Source organism: candidate division WOR-3 bacterium (assembly GCA_039801365.1).
Lineage (GTDB): Bacteria > Hydrothermota > Tepidihabitantia > Tepidihabitantales > Tepidihabitantaceae > JBDRUN01.
In genome coordinates, this window is record JBDRUN010000006.1 from 24,226 (window position 1) to 44,836 (window position 20,611).

24 protein-coding genes and 2 tRNA genes are annotated in these 20,611 nt (G+C 58.3%); 10 read left to right on the top strand and 16 right to left on the bottom strand.

The genetic code is table 11. The features are described 5' to 3' along the window. The first annotated feature begins 61 nt into the window (after window positions 1–61). The 3 genes from ABIL25_01810 (at window position 62) to ABIL25_01820 (ending at window position 2,826) form a co-directional block, all read left to right on the top strand. The gene (locus ABIL25_01810; GenBank protein ID MEO0081012.1) at window positions 62–403 is read left to right on the top strand and encodes a hydrogenase maturation nickel metallochaperone HypA; all 342 of its coding nucleotides are present in this window, start codon (window positions 62–64) and stop codon (window positions 401–403) included. 347 nt (window positions 404–750) lie between these two features. Then, window positions 751–2,742 (top strand): tetratricopeptide repeat protein, encoded by a 1,992-nt coding sequence (locus tag ABIL25_01815; GenBank protein ID MEO0081013.1) that lies wholly within the window; start codon window positions 751–753, stop codon window positions 2,740–2,742. Window positions 2,743–2,752: 10 nt separating this feature from the next. Further along, window positions 2,753–2,826 (top strand) — tRNA-Val (locus ABIL25_01820). Window positions 2,827–2,852: 26 nt separating this feature from the next. On the opposite strand, the gene ABIL25_01825 is transcribed toward ABIL25_01820, so the two are convergent. The 4 genes from ABIL25_01825 to secG are packed head-to-tail and all read right to left on the bottom strand — an operon-like array spanning window position 2,853 to window position 4,937. Beyond that, a complete protein-coding gene (locus ABIL25_01825) occupies window positions 2,853–3,350 on the bottom strand; it encodes a hypothetical protein (GenBank protein MEO0081014.1) in 498 nt (165 codons plus the stop codon). 36 nt (window positions 3,351–3,386) lie between these two features. After that, complete coding sequence (locus ABIL25_01830) at window positions 3,387–4,244, bottom strand: T9SS type A sorting domain-containing protein (GenBank protein MEO0081015.1); 858 nt, start codon at window positions 4,242–4,244, stop codon at window positions 3,387–3,389. A 30-nt stretch (window positions 4,245–4,274) separates the two neighbouring features. Then, window positions 4,275–4,592 carry a 50S ribosomal protein L21 gene (gene rplU, locus ABIL25_01835; GenBank protein MEO0081016.1) on the bottom strand — a complete coding sequence of 106 codons (318 nt, stop codon included), beginning with the start codon at window positions 4,590–4,592 and terminating at the stop codon, window positions 4,275–4,277. A 9-nt stretch (window positions 4,593–4,601) separates the two neighbouring features. Further along, complete coding sequence (gene secG, locus ABIL25_01840; protein MEO0081017.1) at window positions 4,602–4,937, bottom strand: preprotein translocase subunit SecG; 336 nt, start codon at window positions 4,935–4,937, stop codon at window positions 4,602–4,604. A gap of 189 nt (window positions 4,938–5,126) precedes the next feature. Between secG and rbr the strand changes: the two genes are divergently transcribed. The 7 genes from rbr to rd are packed head-to-tail and all read left to right on the top strand — an operon-like array spanning window position 5,127 to window position 9,364. After that, a complete protein-coding gene (gene rbr / locus ABIL25_01845; GenBank protein MEO0081018.1) occupies window positions 5,127–5,699 on the top strand; it encodes a rubrerythrin in 573 nt (190 codons plus the stop codon). Window positions 5,700–5,721: 22 nt separating this feature from the next. Continuing rightward, window positions 5,722–6,231 carry a thiol peroxidase gene (tpx, locus tag ABIL25_01850; protein MEO0081019.1) on the top strand — a complete coding sequence of 170 codons (510 nt, stop codon included), beginning with the start codon at window positions 5,722–5,724 and terminating at the stop codon, window positions 6,229–6,231. Window positions 6,232–6,242: 11 nt separating this feature from the next. Continuing rightward, window positions 6,243–6,431 carry a rubredoxin-like domain-containing protein gene (locus ABIL25_01855; GenBank protein MEO0081020.1) on the top strand — a complete coding sequence of 63 codons (189 nt, stop codon included), beginning with the start codon at window positions 6,243–6,245 and terminating at the stop codon, window positions 6,429–6,431. A 21-nt stretch (window positions 6,432–6,452) separates the two neighbouring features. After that, window positions 6,453–6,833, top strand: a complete 381-nt coding sequence (locus ABIL25_01860; GenBank protein MEO0081021.1) for a desulfoferrodoxin — start codon at window positions 6,453–6,455, stop codon at window positions 6,831–6,833. Continuing rightward, complete coding sequence (locus tag ABIL25_01865; protein ID MEO0081022.1) at window positions 6,833–7,375, top strand: ferritin; 543 nt, start codon at window positions 6,833–6,835, stop codon at window positions 7,373–7,375. Before ABIL25_01860 ends, ABIL25_01865 begins: the two co-directional genes overlap by 1 nt. Before the next feature lie 52 nt (window positions 7,376–7,427). Beyond that, window positions 7,428–8,630 carry an FprA family A-type flavoprotein gene (locus ABIL25_01870; protein MEO0081023.1) on the top strand — a complete coding sequence of 401 codons (1,203 nt, stop codon included), beginning with the start codon at window positions 7,428–7,430 and terminating at the stop codon, window positions 8,628–8,630. Continuing rightward, the gene (rd, locus tag ABIL25_01875; protein ID MEO0081024.1) at window positions 8,627–9,364 is read left to right on the top strand and encodes a rubredoxin; all 738 of its coding nucleotides are present in this window, start codon (window positions 8,627–8,629) and stop codon (window positions 9,362–9,364) included. The genes ABIL25_01870 and rd overlap by 4 nt, the downstream gene beginning before the upstream one ends. 43 nt (window positions 9,365–9,407) lie before the next feature. On the opposite strand, the gene clpX is transcribed toward rd, so the two are convergent. From clpX to ABIL25_01935, 12 genes are all read right to left on the bottom strand, one after another. Next, on the bottom strand, window positions 9,408–10,661 hold the full coding sequence (gene clpX / locus ABIL25_01880; GenBank protein MEO0081025.1) for an ATP-dependent Clp protease ATP-binding subunit ClpX: 1,254 nt from the start codon (window positions 10,659–10,661) through the stop codon (window positions 9,408–9,410). Continuing rightward, window positions 10,658–11,242, bottom strand: coding sequence for an ATP-dependent Clp endopeptidase proteolytic subunit ClpP (gene clpP, locus ABIL25_01885; GenBank protein MEO0081026.1), 585 nt, complete (start codon window positions 11,240–11,242; stop codon window positions 10,658–10,660). The genes clpX and clpP overlap by 4 nt, the downstream gene beginning before the upstream one ends. 16 nt (window positions 11,243–11,258) lie before the next feature. Next, entirely contained in the window at window positions 11,259–12,473 is a 1,215-nt protein-coding gene (gene tig / locus ABIL25_01890) for a trigger factor (protein ID MEO0081027.1), read from the bottom strand. A gap of 82 nt (window positions 12,474–12,555) precedes the next feature. Continuing rightward, window positions 12,556–12,637 (bottom strand) — tRNA-Leu (locus ABIL25_01895). A 67-nt stretch (window positions 12,638–12,704) separates the two neighbouring features. Continuing rightward, on the bottom strand, window positions 12,705–14,945 hold the full coding sequence (locus ABIL25_01900) for a hypothetical protein (GenBank protein ID MEO0081028.1): 2,241 nt from the start codon (window positions 14,943–14,945) through the stop codon (window positions 12,705–12,707). Between the two features lie 50 nt (window positions 14,946–14,995). Further along, window positions 14,996–16,252 (bottom strand): ABC transporter substrate-binding protein, encoded by a 1,257-nt coding sequence (locus ABIL25_01905; protein MEO0081029.1) that lies wholly within the window; start codon window positions 16,250–16,252, stop codon window positions 14,996–14,998. Between the two features lie 49 nt (window positions 16,253–16,301). Next, window positions 16,302–17,054 carry an ABC transporter permease gene (locus ABIL25_01910; protein MEO0081030.1) on the bottom strand — a complete coding sequence of 251 codons (753 nt, stop codon included), beginning with the start codon at window positions 17,052–17,054 and terminating at the stop codon, window positions 16,302–16,304. A 3-nt stretch (window positions 17,055–17,057) separates the two neighbouring features. Then, a complete protein-coding gene (locus ABIL25_01915) occupies window positions 17,058–18,041 on the bottom strand; it encodes an ATP-binding cassette domain-containing protein (GenBank protein MEO0081031.1) in 984 nt (327 codons plus the stop codon). A gap of 286 nt (window positions 18,042–18,327) precedes the next feature. Continuing rightward, window positions 18,328–18,699 carry a hypothetical protein gene (locus ABIL25_01920; GenBank protein MEO0081032.1) on the bottom strand — a complete coding sequence of 124 codons (372 nt, stop codon included), beginning with the start codon at window positions 18,697–18,699 and terminating at the stop codon, window positions 18,328–18,330. Between the two features lie 229 nt (window positions 18,700–18,928). Continuing rightward, window positions 18,929–19,198, bottom strand: coding sequence for a hypothetical protein (locus tag ABIL25_01925; GenBank protein MEO0081033.1), 270 nt, complete (start codon window positions 19,196–19,198; stop codon window positions 18,929–18,931). 198 nt (window positions 19,199–19,396) lie between these two features. Beyond that, window positions 19,397–19,861 carry a hypothetical protein gene (locus ABIL25_01930; GenBank protein ID MEO0081034.1) on the bottom strand — a complete coding sequence of 155 codons (465 nt, stop codon included), beginning with the start codon at window positions 19,859–19,861 and terminating at the stop codon, window positions 19,397–19,399. Beyond that, window positions 19,858–20,529 (bottom strand): sigma-70 family RNA polymerase sigma factor, encoded by a 672-nt coding sequence (locus ABIL25_01935; protein MEO0081035.1) that lies wholly within the window; start codon window positions 20,527–20,529, stop codon window positions 19,858–19,860. The genes ABIL25_01930 and ABIL25_01935 overlap by 4 nt, the downstream gene beginning before the upstream one ends. Window positions 20,530–20,611 lie beyond the last annotated feature (82 nt).

Sequence of the window (20,611 nt, forward strand, 5' to 3'; positions counted from 1 at the left end):
CGGCTTGCAGCTCTAGTCCGGCAGCGGTCAGTGATCAGCGGTCAGCGGTGAGCCGTTCTGGATGCACGAGTACGCCATTACAAGATACCTGCTGGACCAGGTTCTTGCCGCGGCACAATACCCTGGTGCGACAAAGATTACGCGCATCAACCTTCTAGTCGGCGAAGAGGCCGGAGTCGTGCCGGACTGCGTTCGATTCTACTTCGACCAGATGAAGCTGGGCACGGCTGCGGCCGGAGCCGAGCTTGCCTTCAAACGCTCGCAGCTCATTCTGCGGTGCCCCAAGTGCGGGGCCGAGTTCTCGCGGCTTGACAACATCTGTTCCTGCAACGCTGGGGCCGATGTCTTATCCGGTCAAGAACTGACAATCGAGAGCATCGAGGTCGAGTTTCCACCGGACTGAGCCGGGGATACGCCTAGAGCTAAGGCCGGGAGCGGTCACGTCGAACAAACAGATATGGGGCACGGTCGTGGGCAACCCGCGTGGCACACAGGACCAGGACTGTCATTTGCCGGCAACAATGTATCGAACCATGACGCCTGCTGTTGCCAATGAAGGAAATGGGAACATCTCGGCATGACTTCGAAACAGATCAAGATTCAATGCGGTTTGGCTGCGCTGGTCTCCGGTTTTATAGCTATACCGATGCATCGCCTGACCGGCAGACCTTGACAGAAGGACGCATCGGTCTAGCCTGTAGCAATGACGGGTTCACCAACCGCGGCAAACAAACAGGCAGTCTCCGTTAGATGGAACTAATCCCTGCAGCAGCCCTCAGTCTTGTGGCGGCCATCGCTGCTGGCACGGCAGTGTATCTTTTCGTCCGGACCAGACGACAGTGGAAACTGCTCTGGATCGAGGCTCGCCTGTACCGGCTTGAGAAGGACTCGAACCGGGAGGCAAGTGGGCGATTGCGGATCATGCAGCGTCGCACCGGCGTACTGTACTTTGACGGACTGACGTATTCAACCAGCCGTGGGATAGCACGACCTTTCCGTGATGGTCTCGAGCATGCATCACACGGACAGTGGGACAGAGCCTCGTGTGAATGGACCGAGGCGCATAAGCTAGCATCGGGCAGCGAAGCCGTCGCACTTGAGTTTCTAATCGCCTGTTGCCTCCTGATGAGCAACCGGGTCGAAGCGGCAAGGACCACACTGGTATCCGCCCTCAAGCACAGCCGCAGATTGAGAGACCGCGCCGGCATGGCAAGCTGCTGCTTCGTACTCGGGCGACTCGAACGTGAAGAAAGGCGGTATGCAGCCAGCCACTCTCATTTCCTGGCAAGCAGTCGTCTGTGGGATTCTCTTGGCGACTTGGAGCTGGAAGCCCGCGCCCTGGCCGAAGCGGCAGAGGTAGCAGGCCTCATGGGCATGTGGCAGCGGTCGCTGAGGTTACATAGGCAGTCTCTCCGTTTGTCGGAGGAGAACGAGGACAAGGTCAGTGCCGCGGCCCGCTACGCCGCAATCGGCACAATCATGGTACAGCAGGGAGAGTTTGATAAGGCCCGTGCAGCACACGAGGACGGACTACACCTTGCCCGGCAGGCCGGCGACCGTTTGGCCGAGGCCGAGCATCTTTTGGCGATCGCTGAGATTCACCTACTGCAGGCAAGTCCGAAGCGCGCACTGGAAGTACTTGAACGATCACTCCGTCTGTACCGGAACGTTCGGCACCCGGCCGGTCAGGCGCGTGCACTGTTGCGCATTGCGTTGATCCATCAACGTTTGGGAGATGTAAACGCAGCAATGGAGCATTCTGAGCAGGCGTTGAGGCTTAGCCGAGGAATCGGTGATCGCCAACTGGTTGCGCAGGCACTCGAAGGCGTAGCAGAAGGGATGATGGCCCACGGCGCACACGAACAAGCTGAGGCGTTGCTTGAGGAGGCAGTGGCTCTTGATCGCGAAATCGGTGATGCTACCAGGCTAGCCAGACACCTGGTTGCGCTGGGACGAGCTTTGCTCGCGCAACGTGAGGACACCAAGGCGGAAGAAGTCCTGAGAGAAGCGGTTAGCTTTAGCCGCAAGGCTGTTGACCAAAGAACCGAGCTATGGGCGGCAGTTGAACTTAGCCGCGTTCTGAGAAAACAGGCTCGAACGGATGAGGCGATGAAACTGCTAGTTCACTACCGCTCACTCAACGTCACTGACCTGGAAGTCGGCGCACGCCTCCGCACTGAAATTGGCCTATGTTTCCTCGCTCTGAACGACTCGGACCGGGCAGTTGCCGAATTACGCCAGGCATCGCAACTCTGGCCACCCGGATTCAGCCGCGAACGAGGGGCCGCTCTAGTCGAACTGGGACGGGCTCTAGTCGCCAGCAACGAGAGCGCTGCTGGAATCCGAAGCATCGAGGAGGGATTGCATCTGTTGCGCGAATCAGGCCATAGGTCAGATGAGTCGTGGGCGTTGCGCGTTCTGGCTGAGGTAAATCGGCAGCAAGGGAACCCAGAGCTCGCACGACACAACCTGGCACGTGCTTTGGAGCTTGCCCGCCAGGAACAGGATACTTTGGCCGAGGCCGAGAGTCTTGTCGCCCTAGGAAGACTCGCAGCCGCTCAGCAAGACTACGGCCAGGCGAAGTCGAGTCTGGAACTGGCCCTCAGGACATTCGTCCGGACCGGTCTGGAATCACGAGCCAATGAGCTAGCCGATGAGTTGAGGCGGCTTCCGCATGCTGGCGTGGGCGTACGCTTCCTCGACGAAACATCTGGCATTGACTTGAAGGACCGGTCGGACTAGAATTGATTGAGGGCGATTAGCTCAGTTGGTCAGAGCGCTGGTCTCACATACCAGAGGTCACAAGTTCAATTCTTGTATCGCCCAGTACAAAACCGGATCAGTCGACTCTTCTAGGTCCTTTTCCGAGCGCTAACCGTCTTTCTTCCGTCCCAGCGGAGACCCAGCTGCTTACGGTAACGCCGGCGCTGAAGCGCGCTATAGCCGAGCTTGTCGCACGCCTCCTCGAAGGTCACGCCCCGGTCAAGCAGGCGGCGCAGCGAGTCGAGACGACACAGCCGCTGGATGCGGCCAGCTGGCTCAAGCTTCGGACGAACAGTTCTAATAGCCTCCCGCACGTGGTAGTCGCTGACTCCGAACTTCTTACCGATCTCCGCCAGGGACATGCCCTTGTCGTGAAGCCTGGCCATCTCGTTGCGCAGTCGCCGGGGCAGAGTCCGATGCCACGCACGGACTCGACGACCAGGTTTTACCTTCATCCGAGGGACGAGCTGACGGATGCGTTCGCGCGATACCCCGACAGCTCTTGAGAGCTCGGCCTGCGTCATCGTTCCGACCTTCTTGCCGAGTCTCCGGATAGCTTCAAGCGCAGTCATCTCCTTAGGCTTCATATTTCTCTAGGGTTAGGTTGCTTGCTCACAATCTTGTTACCGTTCGAGCACCAGTTTGGATACCGTTGTTCGGCCGGCGTCGTCGCTAAGCACGACAAAGTAGAGACCGCCGGGAAGCTCTCTGCCCCAGCGGTCAGTACCACTCCAGGGAACAGTATGCGTTCCCGCTCCTAGCCTGCCGCGGAATGCAGTCGCCGCCAAGGAACCAGTCATGTCATAGACATCGAGCTGCGCTATACCAGCGTGGGCGAGCTCCAGCTCAATGACTGTCGGGCCGCACGAAGGGTTTGGCCGGACGGCGAGCCGGACCGACGGCCACCGCACGTAGCCCAAGCCTTCGCCAACACCGGAAGCATCAACAAAGCCAGCGTCGTCAACGTAAACAACCCCGCCCGGCGGACTGCCAGTGAATCCATAGACACGAAGCAGCACGTCGGCCGTAGCCGCACCGGTCGGTGCGGTGTCGGTCACAGACAACTGCTGCCACGTGCGGATCGACGAATCGCAGTAAACTGTGCTGGAACTGCGGATGTACACGCCACCGGCATCACGCCAGGTGATCGTAATGCCGCCACCGGCATTGATGTCATTATCCAGGTACCAGACGCTCAATCTGTAAGGATGGCCGGCTGACACCGGTACTACCTGCTTCAGCCCTTTGTTGTTGCCCGTACCGGCGACCAACCGCGTGATTCTGGCCGCATAGCTCGGCGAGCGCACCGTATCCACACTCTGACCGATTCTTGCCTTGGTAGTGTCCTCCACCACCCAATCTGCCGGCTCAGCCGGACTTGTCCAGACCGAGAAATCACCGTTTTTAAGCAGGTTGGCACTGACCCTCGGCACGGCGACGAATATGAACACCAGGCCCAGTGCAATGAATCTAGCATGCATTGCTACCTCCAATCCAGAGAGCATGTCGGACTATCCCGAAAAAAGAATCCTCTCGATGCGTATCTTAGTTAAGGATTGGCGATGGCCTAGCTTGCGCCGGTAGTTCTCGCGGCGTCGGAACTTTAGGGCCGTCACTTTGGTTGTACGAGCGTGACCGATGACCTCGGCCTCGACCCTGCTCTCCTCTACCCGGGGGCGACCCACAACCGCCCGGTCCTTAGTACGGACGAACAGGACATCGTCAAACGCAATTCTGGAACCGGGTTCGAGGTCCAGCCGCGGGACATTGACGACATCGCCTTCCCTCACCAAGTACTGAAAACCAGAAATGCGGACAATCGCGTACATCCTTTCCCCCTACTCACCGGTCGGCTCGAGCGGCCCGGGCTCGGACGCACCCGGCGTCGTTGGTGCAGGCTCGGACGGCATCGGCTGAGACGACGTCGGTCGCACGGCCGCAGGCCGCGAGCGACGTGCCGACACAAGCACCAGGCTTACTGAAGTAACCATGAAGAGGACTGCGAGCACGGTCGTCAACTTGGCCATGAATGGAGCTGCACCGCCGCCACCGAAGATACTTTCACCGCCGCCCATAATTGATGCCATGCCTCCCTTCTGGGGCTGCTGGACGAGAACAACCAGGACTAGAACTACCGCGACCAGCAGGTGGATGAAAATCAGGACACCATACATTGACTTTGCTCCTTTATTGGGCAAGATTACACCAAGTGAGAATGAAGTCAAGGAAGAAAAGCAGCTGCCCAGGCAAAGAAGACTAAAAGAATCCTTCTAGTCGAATGGGAGTCTATATAAAGCAGTAGCGTGAGCACTTAGCTATGAAACAGCCAGCAAAAAACCTAGAACCAACAAGGAGGACAGACGATGACCCTAAAAGGCACAAAGACCGAAAAAAATCTACTCACGGCTTTTGCCGGTGAATCCCAGGCACGGAACCGTTATACCTATTGGGCCAGTCAGGCCCGAAAAGACGGCTACATGCAGATAGCCGACATATTTGAGGAGACCGCCAACCAGGAAAAGGAACACGCCAAGCGTTTCTTCAAGTTTCTGGAGGGTGGCGAAGTGGAAATCCAGGCGGCTTTTCCAGCCGGGGTCATTGGCACCACTTCAGACAATCTGCAGGCTGCCGCTGCAGGGGAGCACTACGAATGGTCGGAGATGTATCCCGGTTTTGCCAAGGTTGCCGATGAAGAGGGGTTCCCGGAGATAGCGGCTGTTTTCCGCGCGGTGGCAGTGGCAGAGAAGCAACACGAGAAACGGTACAACGACCTGCGGCAGAATGTGTTGCAGGGTCGGGTATTCAAACGGGAACAGCCGGTGGTGTGGCGCTGTCGGAATTGCGGCTATCTGCATACCGGCACAGAGGCGCCCAAGGTGTGTCCTGCCTGTGCCCATCCGCAGGCGCATTTTGAGCTGCTGGGCGAAAACTGGTGAAGTAGTGAGAGGAACGAAGCATATGACAGAGCGGAGCGTACAGTTTGGTCCCAGTCGTTTGCGTCTGGACGGCAGGGCATTGCAAGTTGGAGACAAAGCTCCGGATGTGGTGCTGACTGGACAAGACCTAAAGCCCGTGTCCCTGTCTTCCTTCTTTGGCAAGGTGCTGGTGCTTTCCAGCGTGCCCTCGCTTGATACTCCCACCTGCGATATGGAGACCCGGCGTTTCAATGTTGAGGCGGCAAAACTGGGTCCAGAAGTGCAGATTATCACGGTGTCCATGGACCTGCCGTTTGCTCAGAAACGCTGGTGCGGAGCCGCGGGAATTGACCGCGTGCTTGTTCTGTCTGATCATCGCGAGGCTGCATTTGGCTTGGCGTACGGGATGCTTATACCAGAGGTTCGTCTGCTTGCCCGCGCCGTGTTCGTGGTTGACCGGCAGGGCATCGTTCGTTACATTCAGCTGGTTCAACAGACCGGTAACGAGCCTGACTACGAGTCCGTCTTGGCTGCAGTCAGGCAATTGTTTTGAGGAGAATCAATATGTCGGAGAAGAATCAAGACAAGCCCTACTGGAAATGCAGTGGTTGCGGTTATGTGCTTCAGGCCGAGATGCCGCCGGAACCCTGTCCATCCTGCGGGGTAAAGTGCGAGTTTGTGAATGTGACCTGCTACACGCCCGAGTGCGGATTCACCGGAGTGGACCCGCGGCTGGCGGGTGGCAACAAGTAAAAAAAAGAAAGGAGTCGTGCTATGGCTAAGAAACTGGAAGTGTATAAGTGTGAAGTTTGCGGCAATATAGTAGAAGTTCTGCACGGTGGAGCCGGGTCGCTGGTCTGCTGCGGCAAACCGATGAAGCTTATGGTAGAGAATACGGTGGACGCGGCCAGAGAGAAGCATGTCCCGGTCATAGAGAAGAAAGACGACGGATACTTGGTGAAGGTGGGAAGCGTGGCCCACCCCATGGAAGAAAAGCACTATATTGAATGGATAGAGCTGTTGGTGGACGAGAGGGTGTGCCGGGCTCACCTTGCACCCGGACAGGCTCCTGAGGCGATGTTCTGGGTGAAGGGCGAAAGGGTGGAAGCCAGAGAGTATTGCAATCTGCACGGGCTCTGGAAAGCGGGGTTGTGATGGTACCGGTGAAGATTGAGGATGCCTTCAACGAGCAGATAAAGCATGAGCTGGAGTCGGCGTACCTCTATTTGGCCATGGCCGCCTATTTTGATTCCGAAGGTCTGGAGGGAATGGCGCGGTGGATGCGTGCCCAGACGCAGGAGGAAGTGACGCACGCGATGCGTTTCTTCAAGCACCTTCTGGAACGAGGCGGTACGGTGAAGCTGGCCGCGCTTTCTCAGCCGCAGTCCAGGTGGGATTCGCCGCTAGCGGCTTTCGAGGCTGCTTACAAGCATGAGCAGTTCATTACCAGCTACATCCACAAACTGGTTCGTCTGAGCAAGGAGGAGAGCGATTTCGCCTCGCAGACGATATTGCAGTGGTTTGTGGACGAACAGGTGGAAGAAGAGGAAAGCACTCTGCGGGTGGTGCAGCAGCTCAAGCTGGTGGGGCAGGACGGAAGAGGGCTGTTGATGCTGGACCGGGAGCTCGGGACCCGCACCTTTGTGCTGCCGCCAGAACTGACAGCCTTCTATGCGCAGGCTCCGGCCGGCGCCTAGGGACGGTCTGACTGCGTAGAGAGTTGAGGACAGCTCGAACGGAGGGCAGGTGATGGGTGAAAATACTTTCAGTGCGGTGCGGGTGTCGGAGCACGTTTACTGGGTCGGAGCAATAGACTGGGGACTGCGTGATTTTCATGGCTACACAACTCATCGCGGATCTAGCTACAACGCCTATCTGATTCTGGCAGACAAGGTAACGCTGGTTGATACCGTGAAGCGGGGTTTTGCGGATGAACTGCTGGCACGCACAGCTTCGGTCATAGACCCACGGCGGATTGACTTCATCGTTTCCAATCATGCGGAGATGGACCATTCCGGTTCGCTGCCGGAGATAATCCAGGCGGTGCAGCCGGAGAAGGTTTTTGCTTCGGCTATGGGCGTGAAAGCTCTGGCGGCGCATAACCTGGCGCAGCAGATCGAGGCAGTCGGGAACGGTAGCAGTCTCAATCTGGGCAATCTTACCCTGCGATTCTGGGAGACCAGGATGTTGCACTGGCCGGACAGTATGGTGTCTTATCTGGTAGAAGACCAGGTGCTGTTTTCGCAGGATGGATTCGGAATGCATCTGGCTTCAAGCGAGCGATTTGCCGACGAGGTTGACCCCTGGATTCTGCGTTACGAGGCGGCCAAGTACTATGCGAACATACTGCTGCCCTATTCGCCGCTGGTGACCAGGCTGCTGGCAACGATAAAGGAGCTGGGTATTCCTATCGCCTGCATTGCCCCGGACCACGGCCCAATCTGGAGAAAAGGGCTGGAGGTCCTGGAGTGGTGGCGGGAATGGGCGGAGCAGAAGCCCACGAAGAAGGCAGTCATAGCTTATGACACCATGTGGAAGTCAACCGAACTGATGGCGCGGGCGATAGCTGAAGGTCTGGTAGAAACTGGCGCCACGGTAAAGCTGGCGGGTATGCACGGTTCCACCCGCAGCGATGTGGCAACAGAATTGCTGGAAGCCGGTGCATTTCTTGTTGGTTCCCCGACTATCAACAACAACATGTTCCCCACTGTCGCCGACCTCTTGTGCTATATTCGTGGTCTGAAGCCCAAGAATCTGGTAGGTCAGGCGTTTGGTTCCTATGGCTGGTCGGGCGAAGGGGTCAAACAGGTGCGGGAAGAACTGGCCAGAATGGGCGTGGAGCTGGTGGGTGAGCCGGTGGCGATCAATTATGTTCCGAACCAGTCTGCTCTGCAGGCGTGCCGGGAATTGGGTCGTGCGGTGGGTAGGAGAATGCAGGAGAGGTTGTCTTGAATCAGGATAACTGCCCCAGTGGTCTCGACCTCACTGCACTGAACTATCTCACCTACGGACTGTACGTACTGACCGCACGCGAAGGAGAGCGGCGCAATGGTTGCATCATCAATACCGCGGTGCAGGTGGCGCTTGACCCCTGCACCGTCACGATCAGCCTGAACAAAAAGAACCTGACCACAGAGATGATTGAACGCAGCGGCCGGTTCGCTTTTCAGGTGCTGGAGAAACAGACCCCGCTGCCGTTCATCGGTATATTCGGCTTCCACACAGGAAAGGAATTTGATAAGTTCAGTAAAGTGCGCTTCCGCGACGGTGCCAACGGCTGTCCAGTTGTTCTGGAGCATACGCTGGTATCGGTGGAAGCAGAGGTGAAACAGTCGGTTGACTGCGGAAGTCATCTGCTCTTTGTGGCCAGAGTGACGGCGAGTGAGGTGTTGCAGAGCGGAGAACCGCTCACCTATGCCTACTACCACGAGGTAAAGGGAGGAAAGACCGGCCGCAACGCTCCTACTTACGGTCTAGGAGAAAAGAAGAAAGCAGAGAAGGAAGTTCCAGAGAGGAAGAAGACAATGAAGAAGTACGTCTGTACAGTATGCGGATACGTGTATGACCCGGAAGCAGGCGACCCGGACAACGGCGTGAGACCGGGTACGGCGTTCGAAGACCTGCCGGGCGACTGGGTCTGCCCGGTCTGCGGTGCGGCCAAGGAAGAGTTCGAACCGCAGGAATAGACTGCGGACCCTGTCCGGCAACTGATTCAGTCGGAGTTGGCGACTACTCGGCTTTACGCCGGGCAGCAGCGCTGCGGATGTACTGGGGCGGTGCGCCTTCTGTGATAACTGCAGGGGTGATGATGCATTCTACGACATCCTGCAGAGACGGCAGTTCAAACATGATGTTCAGCATAGCCTTTTCCAGAACCGAACGCAATCCCCGAGCGCCGGTCTTGCGCTTCAGGGCTAGGTCGGCCACAGTGTTCAGTGCTTCCGGGGTTAGCGTCAGCTTTACGCCTTCCAGCTCAAAATAGTATGCGTACTGTTTGAGCAGGGCATTGCGGGGTTTGGTAAGTATTTCAATCAGTGCCTGTCGGTCTAGACTCTGCAGACTGGCGATTACCGGCAGTCGTCCGACCAGTTCCGGAATCAGACCGTACTGAATCAGGTCGTCTGGCTCGACCAGCGTAAGAAGTTCGTCCGTACTGCGCCGGCCGGACGGGATAACATCCTGGCCGAAGCCCATGGCTCCGGAACGCACGCGTCGCTCCACAATCCGGTCCAGCCCGATGAAGGCGCCACCACATATGAACAGGATGTGGCGGGTGTTCACTTGGATGAATTGTTGCTCGGGGTGCTTGCGCCCACCCTGAGGGGGAACGTTGGCAATGGTGCCTTCCAGTATTTTGAGTAAGGCCTGTTGCACCCCTTCGCCTGATACATCGCGGGTGATGGAGGGCGAATCTGACTTACGGGCGATCTTGTCAATCTCGTCCAGATACACGATGCCGGTCTCGGCCAGCGCAACATCCATGTCGGCTGCCTGCAAGAGTCGCAGAAGGATGTTCTCAACGTCCTCGCCGACGTATCCGGCCTCGGTCAGTGGCGTGGCATCGGAAATTGAGAACGGAACGTGGAGAAACCGGGCCAGAGTTTCAGCCAGTAGGGTCTTGCCGACTCCAGTCGGACCGATCAGTAGAATGTTGGACTTTTCTAAGTCAGGTCGCTGGTCACGTGAGAAGATGCGCTTGTAGTGATTGTACACTGCGACGGAGACGACTCGCTTAGCCAGGTCCTGACCGATGACGTACTGGTCAAGGTGTGCCTTGATCGCAGCCGGGGTCGGCAGGGTACGGCGCAGAGTAGAGTTCTGTTCTCCGGAGTACTTGTCAAACAACCCGACTGCAAGCCGGGCGCAGGTCTCGCAGATGCGTGAACGTCGGCCAGACACGAGCCGCACCGAGGCACTACCAGTCTTACCACAGAACCCGCAGCGGATGACCCGTTTCCCAACCTTCGACCCCTTGCTGCTCATGGTCGCTTGGCAATAACCTCGTCAACGATTCCGTACTCCCTGGCCTCTTCCGCGGACATGAAGAAGTTGCGGTCCGAATCACGCTCAATGCGCTCTACTGGCTGGCCGGTGTGCCGCGACAGTATCTCGTTCAGCTGAGCCTTGAGCTTGACGATTTCCTTGGCGTGGATATCTATGTCCGTTGCCTGGCCGGAAATACCGAACGCAGAGGGCTGGTGAATCATCACCCGGGCCCGGGGCAGACAAAAGCGCTTGCCTTTTTCTCCTGCGGCAAGCAACAGGGCAGCAATCGAAGCGGCCATTCCCACGCAGGTGGTCGCAACCTTGGCCTTGATGTACTGCATCGTGTCGTAGATTGCCAACCCGGCAGAAACCACGCCGCCGGGTGAGTTGATGTAAAGGTTTATCTCCTTCTCCGAGTCCTCGGCTTCAAGGAAAAGAAGCTGTGCGACCACGAGGTTCGCAACGGTGTCATCAATGGGCGAACCGAGAAAGATGATTCTTTCCTTCAGAAGCCGAGAATAGATGTCGTAGGCTCGCTCTCCCCGTCCTGTCTGCTCAATAACTATGGGTACTAGCATGGGGACCTCCTGTTTCTCAGCTAACATCGGCCTTCTCCAGTATGAAATCCAGCACCTTGTCACGCAGTACTTGATTACGGTAGGCCGGGTTTGCAAGCAGCGGTGCGACCTCATCCACCGAGCGGTTGGTACTGCGGGCGAGGTCCTCAATCTGGACGTTGATCTCCTGCTCGGTCACTTCGATTCGCTCCCTTTCTGCTATACGGGCTGCAATGACGTCGAATTTGGCGCGCCGGACCGCAACGGCCATCAGTTTAGTCCTGGTCTCCTCGTCATCAGGTAGTTCATATTCGCGTGCGAGCCTTTCGTAGGCGGCATTGACCCAGGACTCGGGCGGCTCGAATTCATGTTCTCTGACCAGAAAGTCGAATATCTGGTTCTTCAGCCCGTTGACAACAAGCCGGGCCCGGTCGCGCAATATCTGATCATTGATGTCCTGGCGCAGAGCATCGAGACTCTCATATCCAAGGTCAGATGCCAGGTCTTCGTTGACCTCGGGCAACTGCTTCTCTTTGACCTCACGAACGGTAAACCTAAAAGTCACCTGCCGGCCGGCCAGAGACTTGTCCGGATGATCGGGCTGAATGTCAACGACGGCGGTGCGCTCGTCCCCGGGTCGAACTCCGGTCAGTGCCTGATTCACCGGCTCAAAATTCATCTTGTCGCCGACCTGAATCATAACGCTGTTCCGGACTGGACCCAGGGGCTTGTCAGAATCGAACATCTGATAGTTGCAGGTGACATAATCAAGGGCCTGGGCCGGACGTGACACCGGCTTGAAGGTCGCACATCGGTCCTGCAATGCTCTGAGCCGGCGCTCGAACTCTTGGTCGAACCCGGTCGGTTCCTCCTTTCTGAGCTTGAGCCCGTGGTAATTCTTCAGTTCGAACTCCGGAAACACCTCAGCTCGGAGTACAAATCTGACGCTCTTGTCCGGCAGCACTTCAAAGTCACGCACCTTGACCTGGCTGGCGAGCCTGAACTTTGCCTGTTCGATCACGTCGCTGATGGCCTGCTCTACCACTTCCTCTGCAGCGACGGCTTCGAGGCTGGAGCCAAGACGCCTCTCAAGTATATGTCTGGGTGCTCTGCCCTTACGAAAGCCCGGGACAATGGCCTTGTTGCCGTACTCCTGGTACAGTTTCTCAAGCCTGGACTTGAGCCGATCCGGCTCAACCTCAACTCGGATTTCGCGTAGCCAATCCTTGGGCGCCTGAATGCTTACTTCCAACTACACTCCATCACCATCGGATACCCGTCGCCGGTCTCTTCCTGGCAGTGTGTGTACTGATCACGGCGCAAGGGGTAAACCATGCGAGGAGGGGGAGTTGAACCCCCACCCTTCACAGGACTGGATCCTAAATCCAGCGCGTCTGCCAGTTCCGCCATCCTCGCGACGATACTCAGTATAGAAACCACACTCGCTCAAGTCAATGCGCTTCCCCAGACAACGGTGGCTGTGCTAATTAAACCGGGCCGCAATGACAACTGGCTGGACCACGGTCTCGACTCCACCGCCCGGCTTCACGCCCTTGAGACTGACAAGATAGATACCGGCCGGCTGGGACCGCGAAAGCTCGTCAGTCCCATCCCACACGAGGTCATGAAAACCGCCCTGGGCCTCACTCAGCAGCACGCGCACAGGCCGTCCCTGCATGTCAAACACAGTCACGGTAAGCCGGTACCCTGTCGGTGCGTTCACCTGAATCCCGGCTACCTCACCCTTTGCAGGTGAAAACGGACTGGGCGCGATTGAATGAATCGCCAGCCGCTCTGAGGGTGGGAACGCGCCCGACGTATCATTCACGTCCGAACTGAACCTGGGCAGGAGCTGATACCCGGTCGTGTACGGTGCCTGGTAGTCGTACTGACCAACGATACCGGTGAACCGCACCCGCTTACCCGCGGTCCTGAGAAAACCAGGGATACCGGAAGGGAATGCATTATCTCCGATGCGGATCGTTATCGGTGCAGAACCGTTCTTGACCACGACGTTGTATCCTGAGCCGGACCGCACCGCGGCCTGGGCCACATCGCCGACCACAGTGACAAGATACGACTCCATCGCCTCGGTCAGTGAAGTATTGAATGGCAACTGCCTGGGCACGACCGGCACCGCGCTGGAGTCGGTCACGAACATCGTGCCGTTGGCAATCTCAGTCAGACCGTTGTACTCGGTGACCGTGCCGATGACCTCCCATTCCACTCCCAGGCTGTCCAGGAACTTCAACTGCGCACTCGGGTAGCTGCAGCCGTACAGGTTGACACCAAGAGTGGCGTCCTGAATGTACAGGCTCTTGTTCGTGCCAGACGTGAAGGACGATGCCGGCCCAGTAACCCGGCCCCGCACCCTGACCACGGAGTCAAGCAACTCCGGTGTTACACCATCCGGCCCAGGTTTCTGCACCTGGGCGATCGTCCGCAACGGCAAGGTCTCGACCTCAATCAGAAAGTCGGCCCGATATCTCGGCATTATCTGATACCCGTCGTCCATATTTACCGTATCATTGGCGTACTGGCCTTTGATGCCAACGACGTCAAAAGTCAACGGTGGCTGAGGCACGGACAGCCCCGGAATCTCGGTATCGCCATCAATCCGTAGTGTTGTCGCGCCGGTCTGGTCTTCAACCTCATAGTTCTGATTGCCTTGAAGAACCCCGGCATCGCAGGTGACGCCGACCAGCTTCACGAGCTCGCCCTCGTGTGCTTCAGAGTTCATTTGGCTGCAGGTCAGTACCTTGGGCTCAGGCAGGGGTCGGCCCGAAGCCAGTACCGTGACCGTTGCGCCTGAAATCTCAGTCTTACCCCGATACAGGTCAACCTTGCCGGAAACCGCAACCGAGTCACCCAGGGTTACGGCGCTCATATTGAAACTGAACACGTTGACCCCTGCGGTCGAGTCCTGCACGTAGATGTCGAGATACTGGGTATTGAAAAGGCCCGATGGTGCGGTCGCAATCCCGGTCACGGTCACCGACTGGCCCAGCCGGTCCGGCCTCCGGTCGCCGTTGTCGTCCCGGATGGCGTCGGCAATCTTCATGTACTCAATCGGAATCCCCAGGTCGGCCGCGGTTCTAGGCATTACCTGATATCCGCCGAAATGCGGCGGGTTCGGCCGATACTGCGCTATCACACCGACAAGAAACACGGTATCGTCCGGAATCGTCATGCCTACGATGCCGGGTGCGTCCGCATCAACCCGCATCTGCGACGAGTAACCGGTCGGGTCATTTATCGTGTAGTTCCGGTCACCAGCGAACTTCTCCCCGGGCGCATGCTGGATGTAGATGCGCTCGAACCGGACCAGCCAGCCCTCGTTTTCCACGTAGCCGGCTGCGGTATCAATCCGGTCCACAAACCTGAGCTCCTCAACTCGTGGCCGAGGTGTGCCGACCGCACCGTGGTTGGTTAGACTCGCAATCGGGTCGAGCTCGGCAAGACCATAGAAGTTCTTGACCGTTCCAGTCACGGTCACGCTGTCGCCGATACTGATGCCGCCCACCGCACTGCCGTATATCGCCACGCCGCCAGTCGCATCCTCAACATAGGCCGGGCCCCAGCCGCCGAACTGACCGGCCACGGTTACACGTCCGGTAACCGTAACGCTCTGACCGGCTAGTAGCGGAACGCCTTGGCTGTTGTTCTGCCGCACGTCTCGAATCGGCCGAATCTGGGCAAGCGCGAAGCCGAAGCACAAGGTCATACCCAAGCAGACCGCGGACTGCAACCGGCAAACTGCAAACTTGTCTGTCGTCATTTCCTGAGCCCTTTCTCCACTTCGGCTGCCGCCTCATCCAGCGCCTGTTTCGCCCCTTTCTCGCCCCGCATTATCCGCTCCAGCGCCTCACCCAGAACCTTACGGCCCTCAAACCACTCCTCGGTCTTCGGCTCGAACGAAACGTATTCAAGCTGAGCCAGTTCGTCCGCAAGTCCAGGTATTTCCTGAATCATCTTCGCATACGACGGCACCTGTAGCGAACTCCGGCGGCACGGCACGTAAGACGTCCGCACTGCCCACTCGGCCTGCTGCTCAGGACTCGTGAACCACTTGATGAACCGCCAGCACGCCTCAATCTGATCCGGTGTCCCGGTGCGGAACACACCGATGTTTGTGCCGAACGAAAGCACGTTGGGCCTGTCCCAGGTCGGTATCCGGGCGATGCCAACCGGAAACGTCATGTTGTCCTTCATGAATGCCCAGGACGCCGACGTTCCCCAAATGCAGGCAATCTTCCCTGAAAGAAAGTCATTCTGCGGGTCGTACCCGATGCCGAACACTGCCGAAGAATCCTTGGCCACGAGCTCGTACATGAACTCTGCGGCCCTTACTCCGGCCGGAGAATTGAACAGCACTCTCCGGTTGTCTTCGTCCAGGAAGTCGCCGCCCTGTTGTCGCAGCATGCATCCGAACATCCACTCGTTCACGCCACCGACCGTTCCCCAAATCCCCCGGCTCCGGTCGGTCAGCTTCCTGACCATCACCCGGAATTCATCCCAGCTTGAAGGGAACTTCTCATAGCCCGCGGCCCTCAGCATCTCGATGTTGTAGAAGAACACCGGCACTGACTTATTGAAAGGCATCGTCACCAGCCTGCCGTCCCACCGGTTGTCCTCAAGAAACGGAGCGTAGAAATCAGCCAAATCCTCGGCGCTGAACCCGGCCGGGCCGTTCACAAGCGAATCGAGCACAACCAGCTTTCCCAACTGGTGGAACTGAGTAGTCCACGACTCATACATCTGCGCCATGTTCGGCGGTGCATTCACCTGAATCGCAGCCATCAGCTTCTGGGAAAGACTTGAGTACCCGCCCATCGAGACAAGATTGATACTCGTGCCAGGATTCTCCTTCTCAAACCTGCTCACCATCTCCTTCAGGGCATCGCCCAGAGGCCCGCCCATTGCATGCCAGAATGTCACGGTGACCGCAGCGGTGCGAACCTTGGGCTTGCCCGGACACGCGACCAGCGCCAGCACCAGGAACGAAACAACGGCTGTTCTGATTGTCATCATTGCCCGGCCATTCTAGCGCCTCGCTTCACAGTGTCAACTTGACCCACCTTCAGTACTCCCCACGGTTGAAGAAGAACACTGCGGCCGCGGTCGTAAGCACGCAGAAGCCAAGCAGAAACCCGACGTTGAGAACCGGCGGGTAGTACGCAAACCCGAGCACGAGTCGCCGAATCAGGTCCACCCCGTAACTCAGAGGATTCACCCGGACCAGAATGTTCAGCCACCACGGCAGCCCCTGCACCGGAAACAGCGCTCCGCTTAGAAACCACATCGGCATGATGACAAAGTTCATAATCGTACCGAAGCCCTGAAACGACGTCATCCGTGCCGCGATGACGATGCCGATGCCGGTCAGGGCGAAAGAGAGCACGACCATTACCAGCAGCAGTGGCACGATATTGACCAGCTTCAACTGCACGTGGACAAGCGGCGCCAGCAGCAGCACGATGCACCCCTGAATCAAAGACAGCGTAGTTCCGGCCAGTCCCTTGCCGATGACGATTGAAGTCCGCGGCACCGGTGCGACGAGGATTTCCTTGAGGAACCCGAACTCACGGTCCCAGATGATGGAAATCGCTGACTGAATCGAAGTGAATATCGTTGTCATCGCGAGGATGCCCGGAAAAATGAACTGCGTGTAGTTGACGTTCTGGACCCGGCCGTACGAACCGCGCAGGCCCATCCCGAGAATAAAGAGCCAGAGTACCGGTCGGACCAGGGAACCGTAAAGCTGGCTCCGCTCCCGGAAGTAACGGATGATGTCGCGCAGCCACACCATCCGAATGCACACGAAGTCAATCATCGCCTAGCGCCATCCCCGGCCCATCCGGCGCAGCCGGCTCTTCAGCTTCTCCGCGCCGCTGGCCTCTTCGTCCCGTATCTCGCGGCCGGTGAGTTTCAGGAACACATCATCCAAAGTCGGCGGATTGATGCTCACCGACAGAACCCGAACCGACAACTCCCTTACCAGCCCGGGCACGAACTCGGCTCCATCCTGCACCTCGAAGCGAAGACCGCCGGCATCCCTCGTCGGCTCAAGCCCGTACCGCGTGCGCAGCTCGGCTTCGGCCCGTGCGTCGTCTGCGGTGGCGAGGCGGACGCAGTCGCCCTTGACCTGGGACTTGAGTCGAGCCGGTGTGTCGAGTGCGATAATCCTGCCCCGGTCAATGACCGCAATCCGGTCGCAGTTCTCAGCCTCGTCCATGTAATGGGTCGTAAGAAACAAGGTAACGCTCTGCTCCTGGCGCAGGCGCAGCAGACGCTCCCAGATGCGACTGCGGGTCTGCGGGTCAAGACCCAGAGTCGGCTCGTCAAGAAACAGCACCCGCGGGGCATGCAACAGCCCGCGCGCAATCTCAAGCCGGCGCTTCATCCCGCCGGAAAAGTTGCGCACCAGGTCCTGCGCCCGTTCCCGAAGCTCCATCCACTCCAGCGCCTGCTCGATGCGGGGTCCAAGCTCGCGGCCCGGCACCCGGTAAATCATACCGTGGAATCTCAAGTTCTCGTACGCGGTCAACCGGTCGTCCAGGGACGGGTCCTGGAAAATGATGCCGATGCTCTTTCTCACCGCGGCCTGCTCGCGCACGATGTCATGCCCGCTGACCCTGGCGCTGCCTGCGCTCGGCCGGGTCAAGGTACACAACATCCGCACCGTGGTCGTCTTACCCGCGCCGTTCGGGCCCAAGAACCCGAACACCTCACCCTCAGCAACCTCGAAAGACACGTGGTCAACTGCGACAAAGCCCTTGAACTGCTTGGCCAGGCCGCTGACCTCAATCGCCGCACTCACAGCGCTAATCCTAATCCTGAAATGCCCCTATGTCGAGTACAGACCTGCGCCCACTCCCTGCACTCCGATGGCAATAACCGCGCATCGGTCCATTGTCGGCGAATCCGACACTCTGACCGCCGTGCGGTCGCAACCCTGCTGCTGGCACGGTCCGATTCGGAAACTGATAACCTGCGGCCAGGCCTTGGCTCAAGATGCGGAACCGGCGGGCTGGCAGCAAGCCCGCCGGTCCTGGTGTTCGGCTGTGGGTCAGCCAATCGGCTCCTCGAACCCCTGAACCGTTCTCCTACGGCGTTGGCGCGCCGATGTTGAACACCTGGGTCCGGATCGTCTCCAGCACTGACCGGGAGAGACCTCTCGCCACCCACTTGCCGATCAAGGTGGCGGCCTCAACCGCCAGCGACTCACCGGACACCTCGCGCTGGCTCAGGTGCCACATCTCGCGTCCGAAGCAGAGATAGAACGGGTACTGGATGATCGAAACGCCTTCCTGGTCAATGACCTGCTTCACCTGGCTCTCCATTGCAGCCAGCGAAACATAGACCGAGTTCACGTGCTCAAGCATCTTAGGCCGCTTCTCGGTCAGGATTGCGTTGACCCGCTCGAGGTTGTACTTCTTGTCCCAGTTCTCGATTCTCTTCACCGGATCTGTCGCCATTTCATTCACCTCCTTTCTGCAACAGGATTGGCATCCAGCCGCGGCTGTCCGCCGATTGCGTCCGGAACCCGGGCCAGGCTTGGCCTCTGCCTGCTGCCAGCCCGAGTCCGGCGGTTCTGACCTCTGCACGCTGTGAACAGAAATCTACAATCAAACCTATCCCCTGCTGTTTGTTCGGGTCCCGCCCTTCTGAGGGCCAACGTCTGAACACTGGTATCTGACATCATCTTCATCTTCTGGCTCCGATATCCGCAATCAGTTGCCTCACCAGGTACCCTTCGTCCGTTCCCTCGACGTAGTCAAGATACCGCCACAACATCTCCACGAGCACCGCCTCAAGCAACTGGCGCCTGAGCGTTTCCAGCCGCTTCTCCAGGCAGGCAAGCAAAGCGAGCTGGCCTTGACGTTCCCTCGGCTTCACCGGCCTCTGGGCCGCTGCAACGAGCTTTGATGCGTCGGCAAGAGCCTCAGCCATCTGCATCAGCGTCGTCAGGCTCATACTCTTCCTTTCATGTTCGACAAATGAGATGCTCCGGGCCTCTAATCTGTGACTCCGCCGAAACCACCGAATCATCCAGGGAGCAACCGGCCGGCAGCCAGCGCGATCAGCTCCAGGCCTGGACCGATACCCCTAACGAACCAACGAAAGACTGAAGGCGTCACCTGACCGGGTGACGCCTTCCTGGTCGCGGCCGGTCTAACTCCTTCGCCTTTGTGCTGTGCGCAAGCTGTACCGGAGTCTTGCCAGCCCGTGCCTTACCAGGCGTCGTGCCTCAGCCGGAGTTACACCCAGCCGGTCGGCAACCACGTCATAGGACCGGTTGTTCAGGCAATGCAGAATCACGGCAAACCGGACCGGCCTGGCCAAGGTCCGAAGCTCAAGCCAGGCCCAGGCGCAGGGGTCAAACTCGGCTGCTTCAGACCCCAGCTCGGAATCCGCGGCCTCGTCAAGAAAACCGTGAGCCACGCCAAGGTTCGGCACGCAGGATGACAGGCTCAGGGCTGCCTCACGAAACCAGCTTACAAAGCTCTGCCTCGCCGGCTTCGCTCTAGTCTGCATAAACAGCCTGAACCTTATCCACGCATGGTCGGTCTGCTCCGCTGTCACCACAACCGCCCGCTGTGCCAGCTCGGTCAAGTTCTGATAACTGTGCTTCTTCATCTTCTTTCTCCATTTCGACCGCCCCTGCTTGCTCTCTCCTCATTCCTCATTCTTCTCACTTCCTTATCTCCCCGTGAAAGCCTTTTCCTCAAAGCCTCGTGGCTCGTTCCCAGCACTTCGGCTGCCGCCTGCGGGTCCAGCCCGCAAAGCCGTACCAGGCTCATCGCCTGGGCAATCCTGTCCGGCAGCCGCGAAATCCAGTACGCCAGCTCCAGGAACGCGGCCCGTTGCTCATCCTGCTCGAACTCCTCAAGCGCAGCCCGCTCGCTGAGTCGCTGTTTCCTTTTCAACTCGTCCTCGACCGTCGGCCCTGGAAGCTCCTCGAACTCGCCCAAAGACGCTGTTCTTGGCCGTCGTCGCTTCCGTCGCGCAATCATCAGCATCCGATTCTGCGCCACCTTGAACACCCAACTCGAGAACTTCGACCTGTCTCGGCCCTCAAAACTCGAAAGATGCCTATACACGTCCTCGATCGCCTCCATCGCCGCGTCCTCCACCTCTTGCCGGTTCGGAGCGAAAAAGCCCCATGCTATCCTCACCAGAATCGGCCAGTACATCTTGAACAGCGGCTCGAACGCATCCGGCCCGTCGGAAAGGGCCGCGGCCAGAACCCCTGGTTCCGGATTTGGCAGACTCGACACGCGTCTGCGGCGTTCCTGTTCAGGCATGGACCAAACTACATCCAGCCCCACGGCTGTCAACGCTCAATTTCCGCTGACTGCTGCCCGCCGACCACCTTCTATCCCTCAA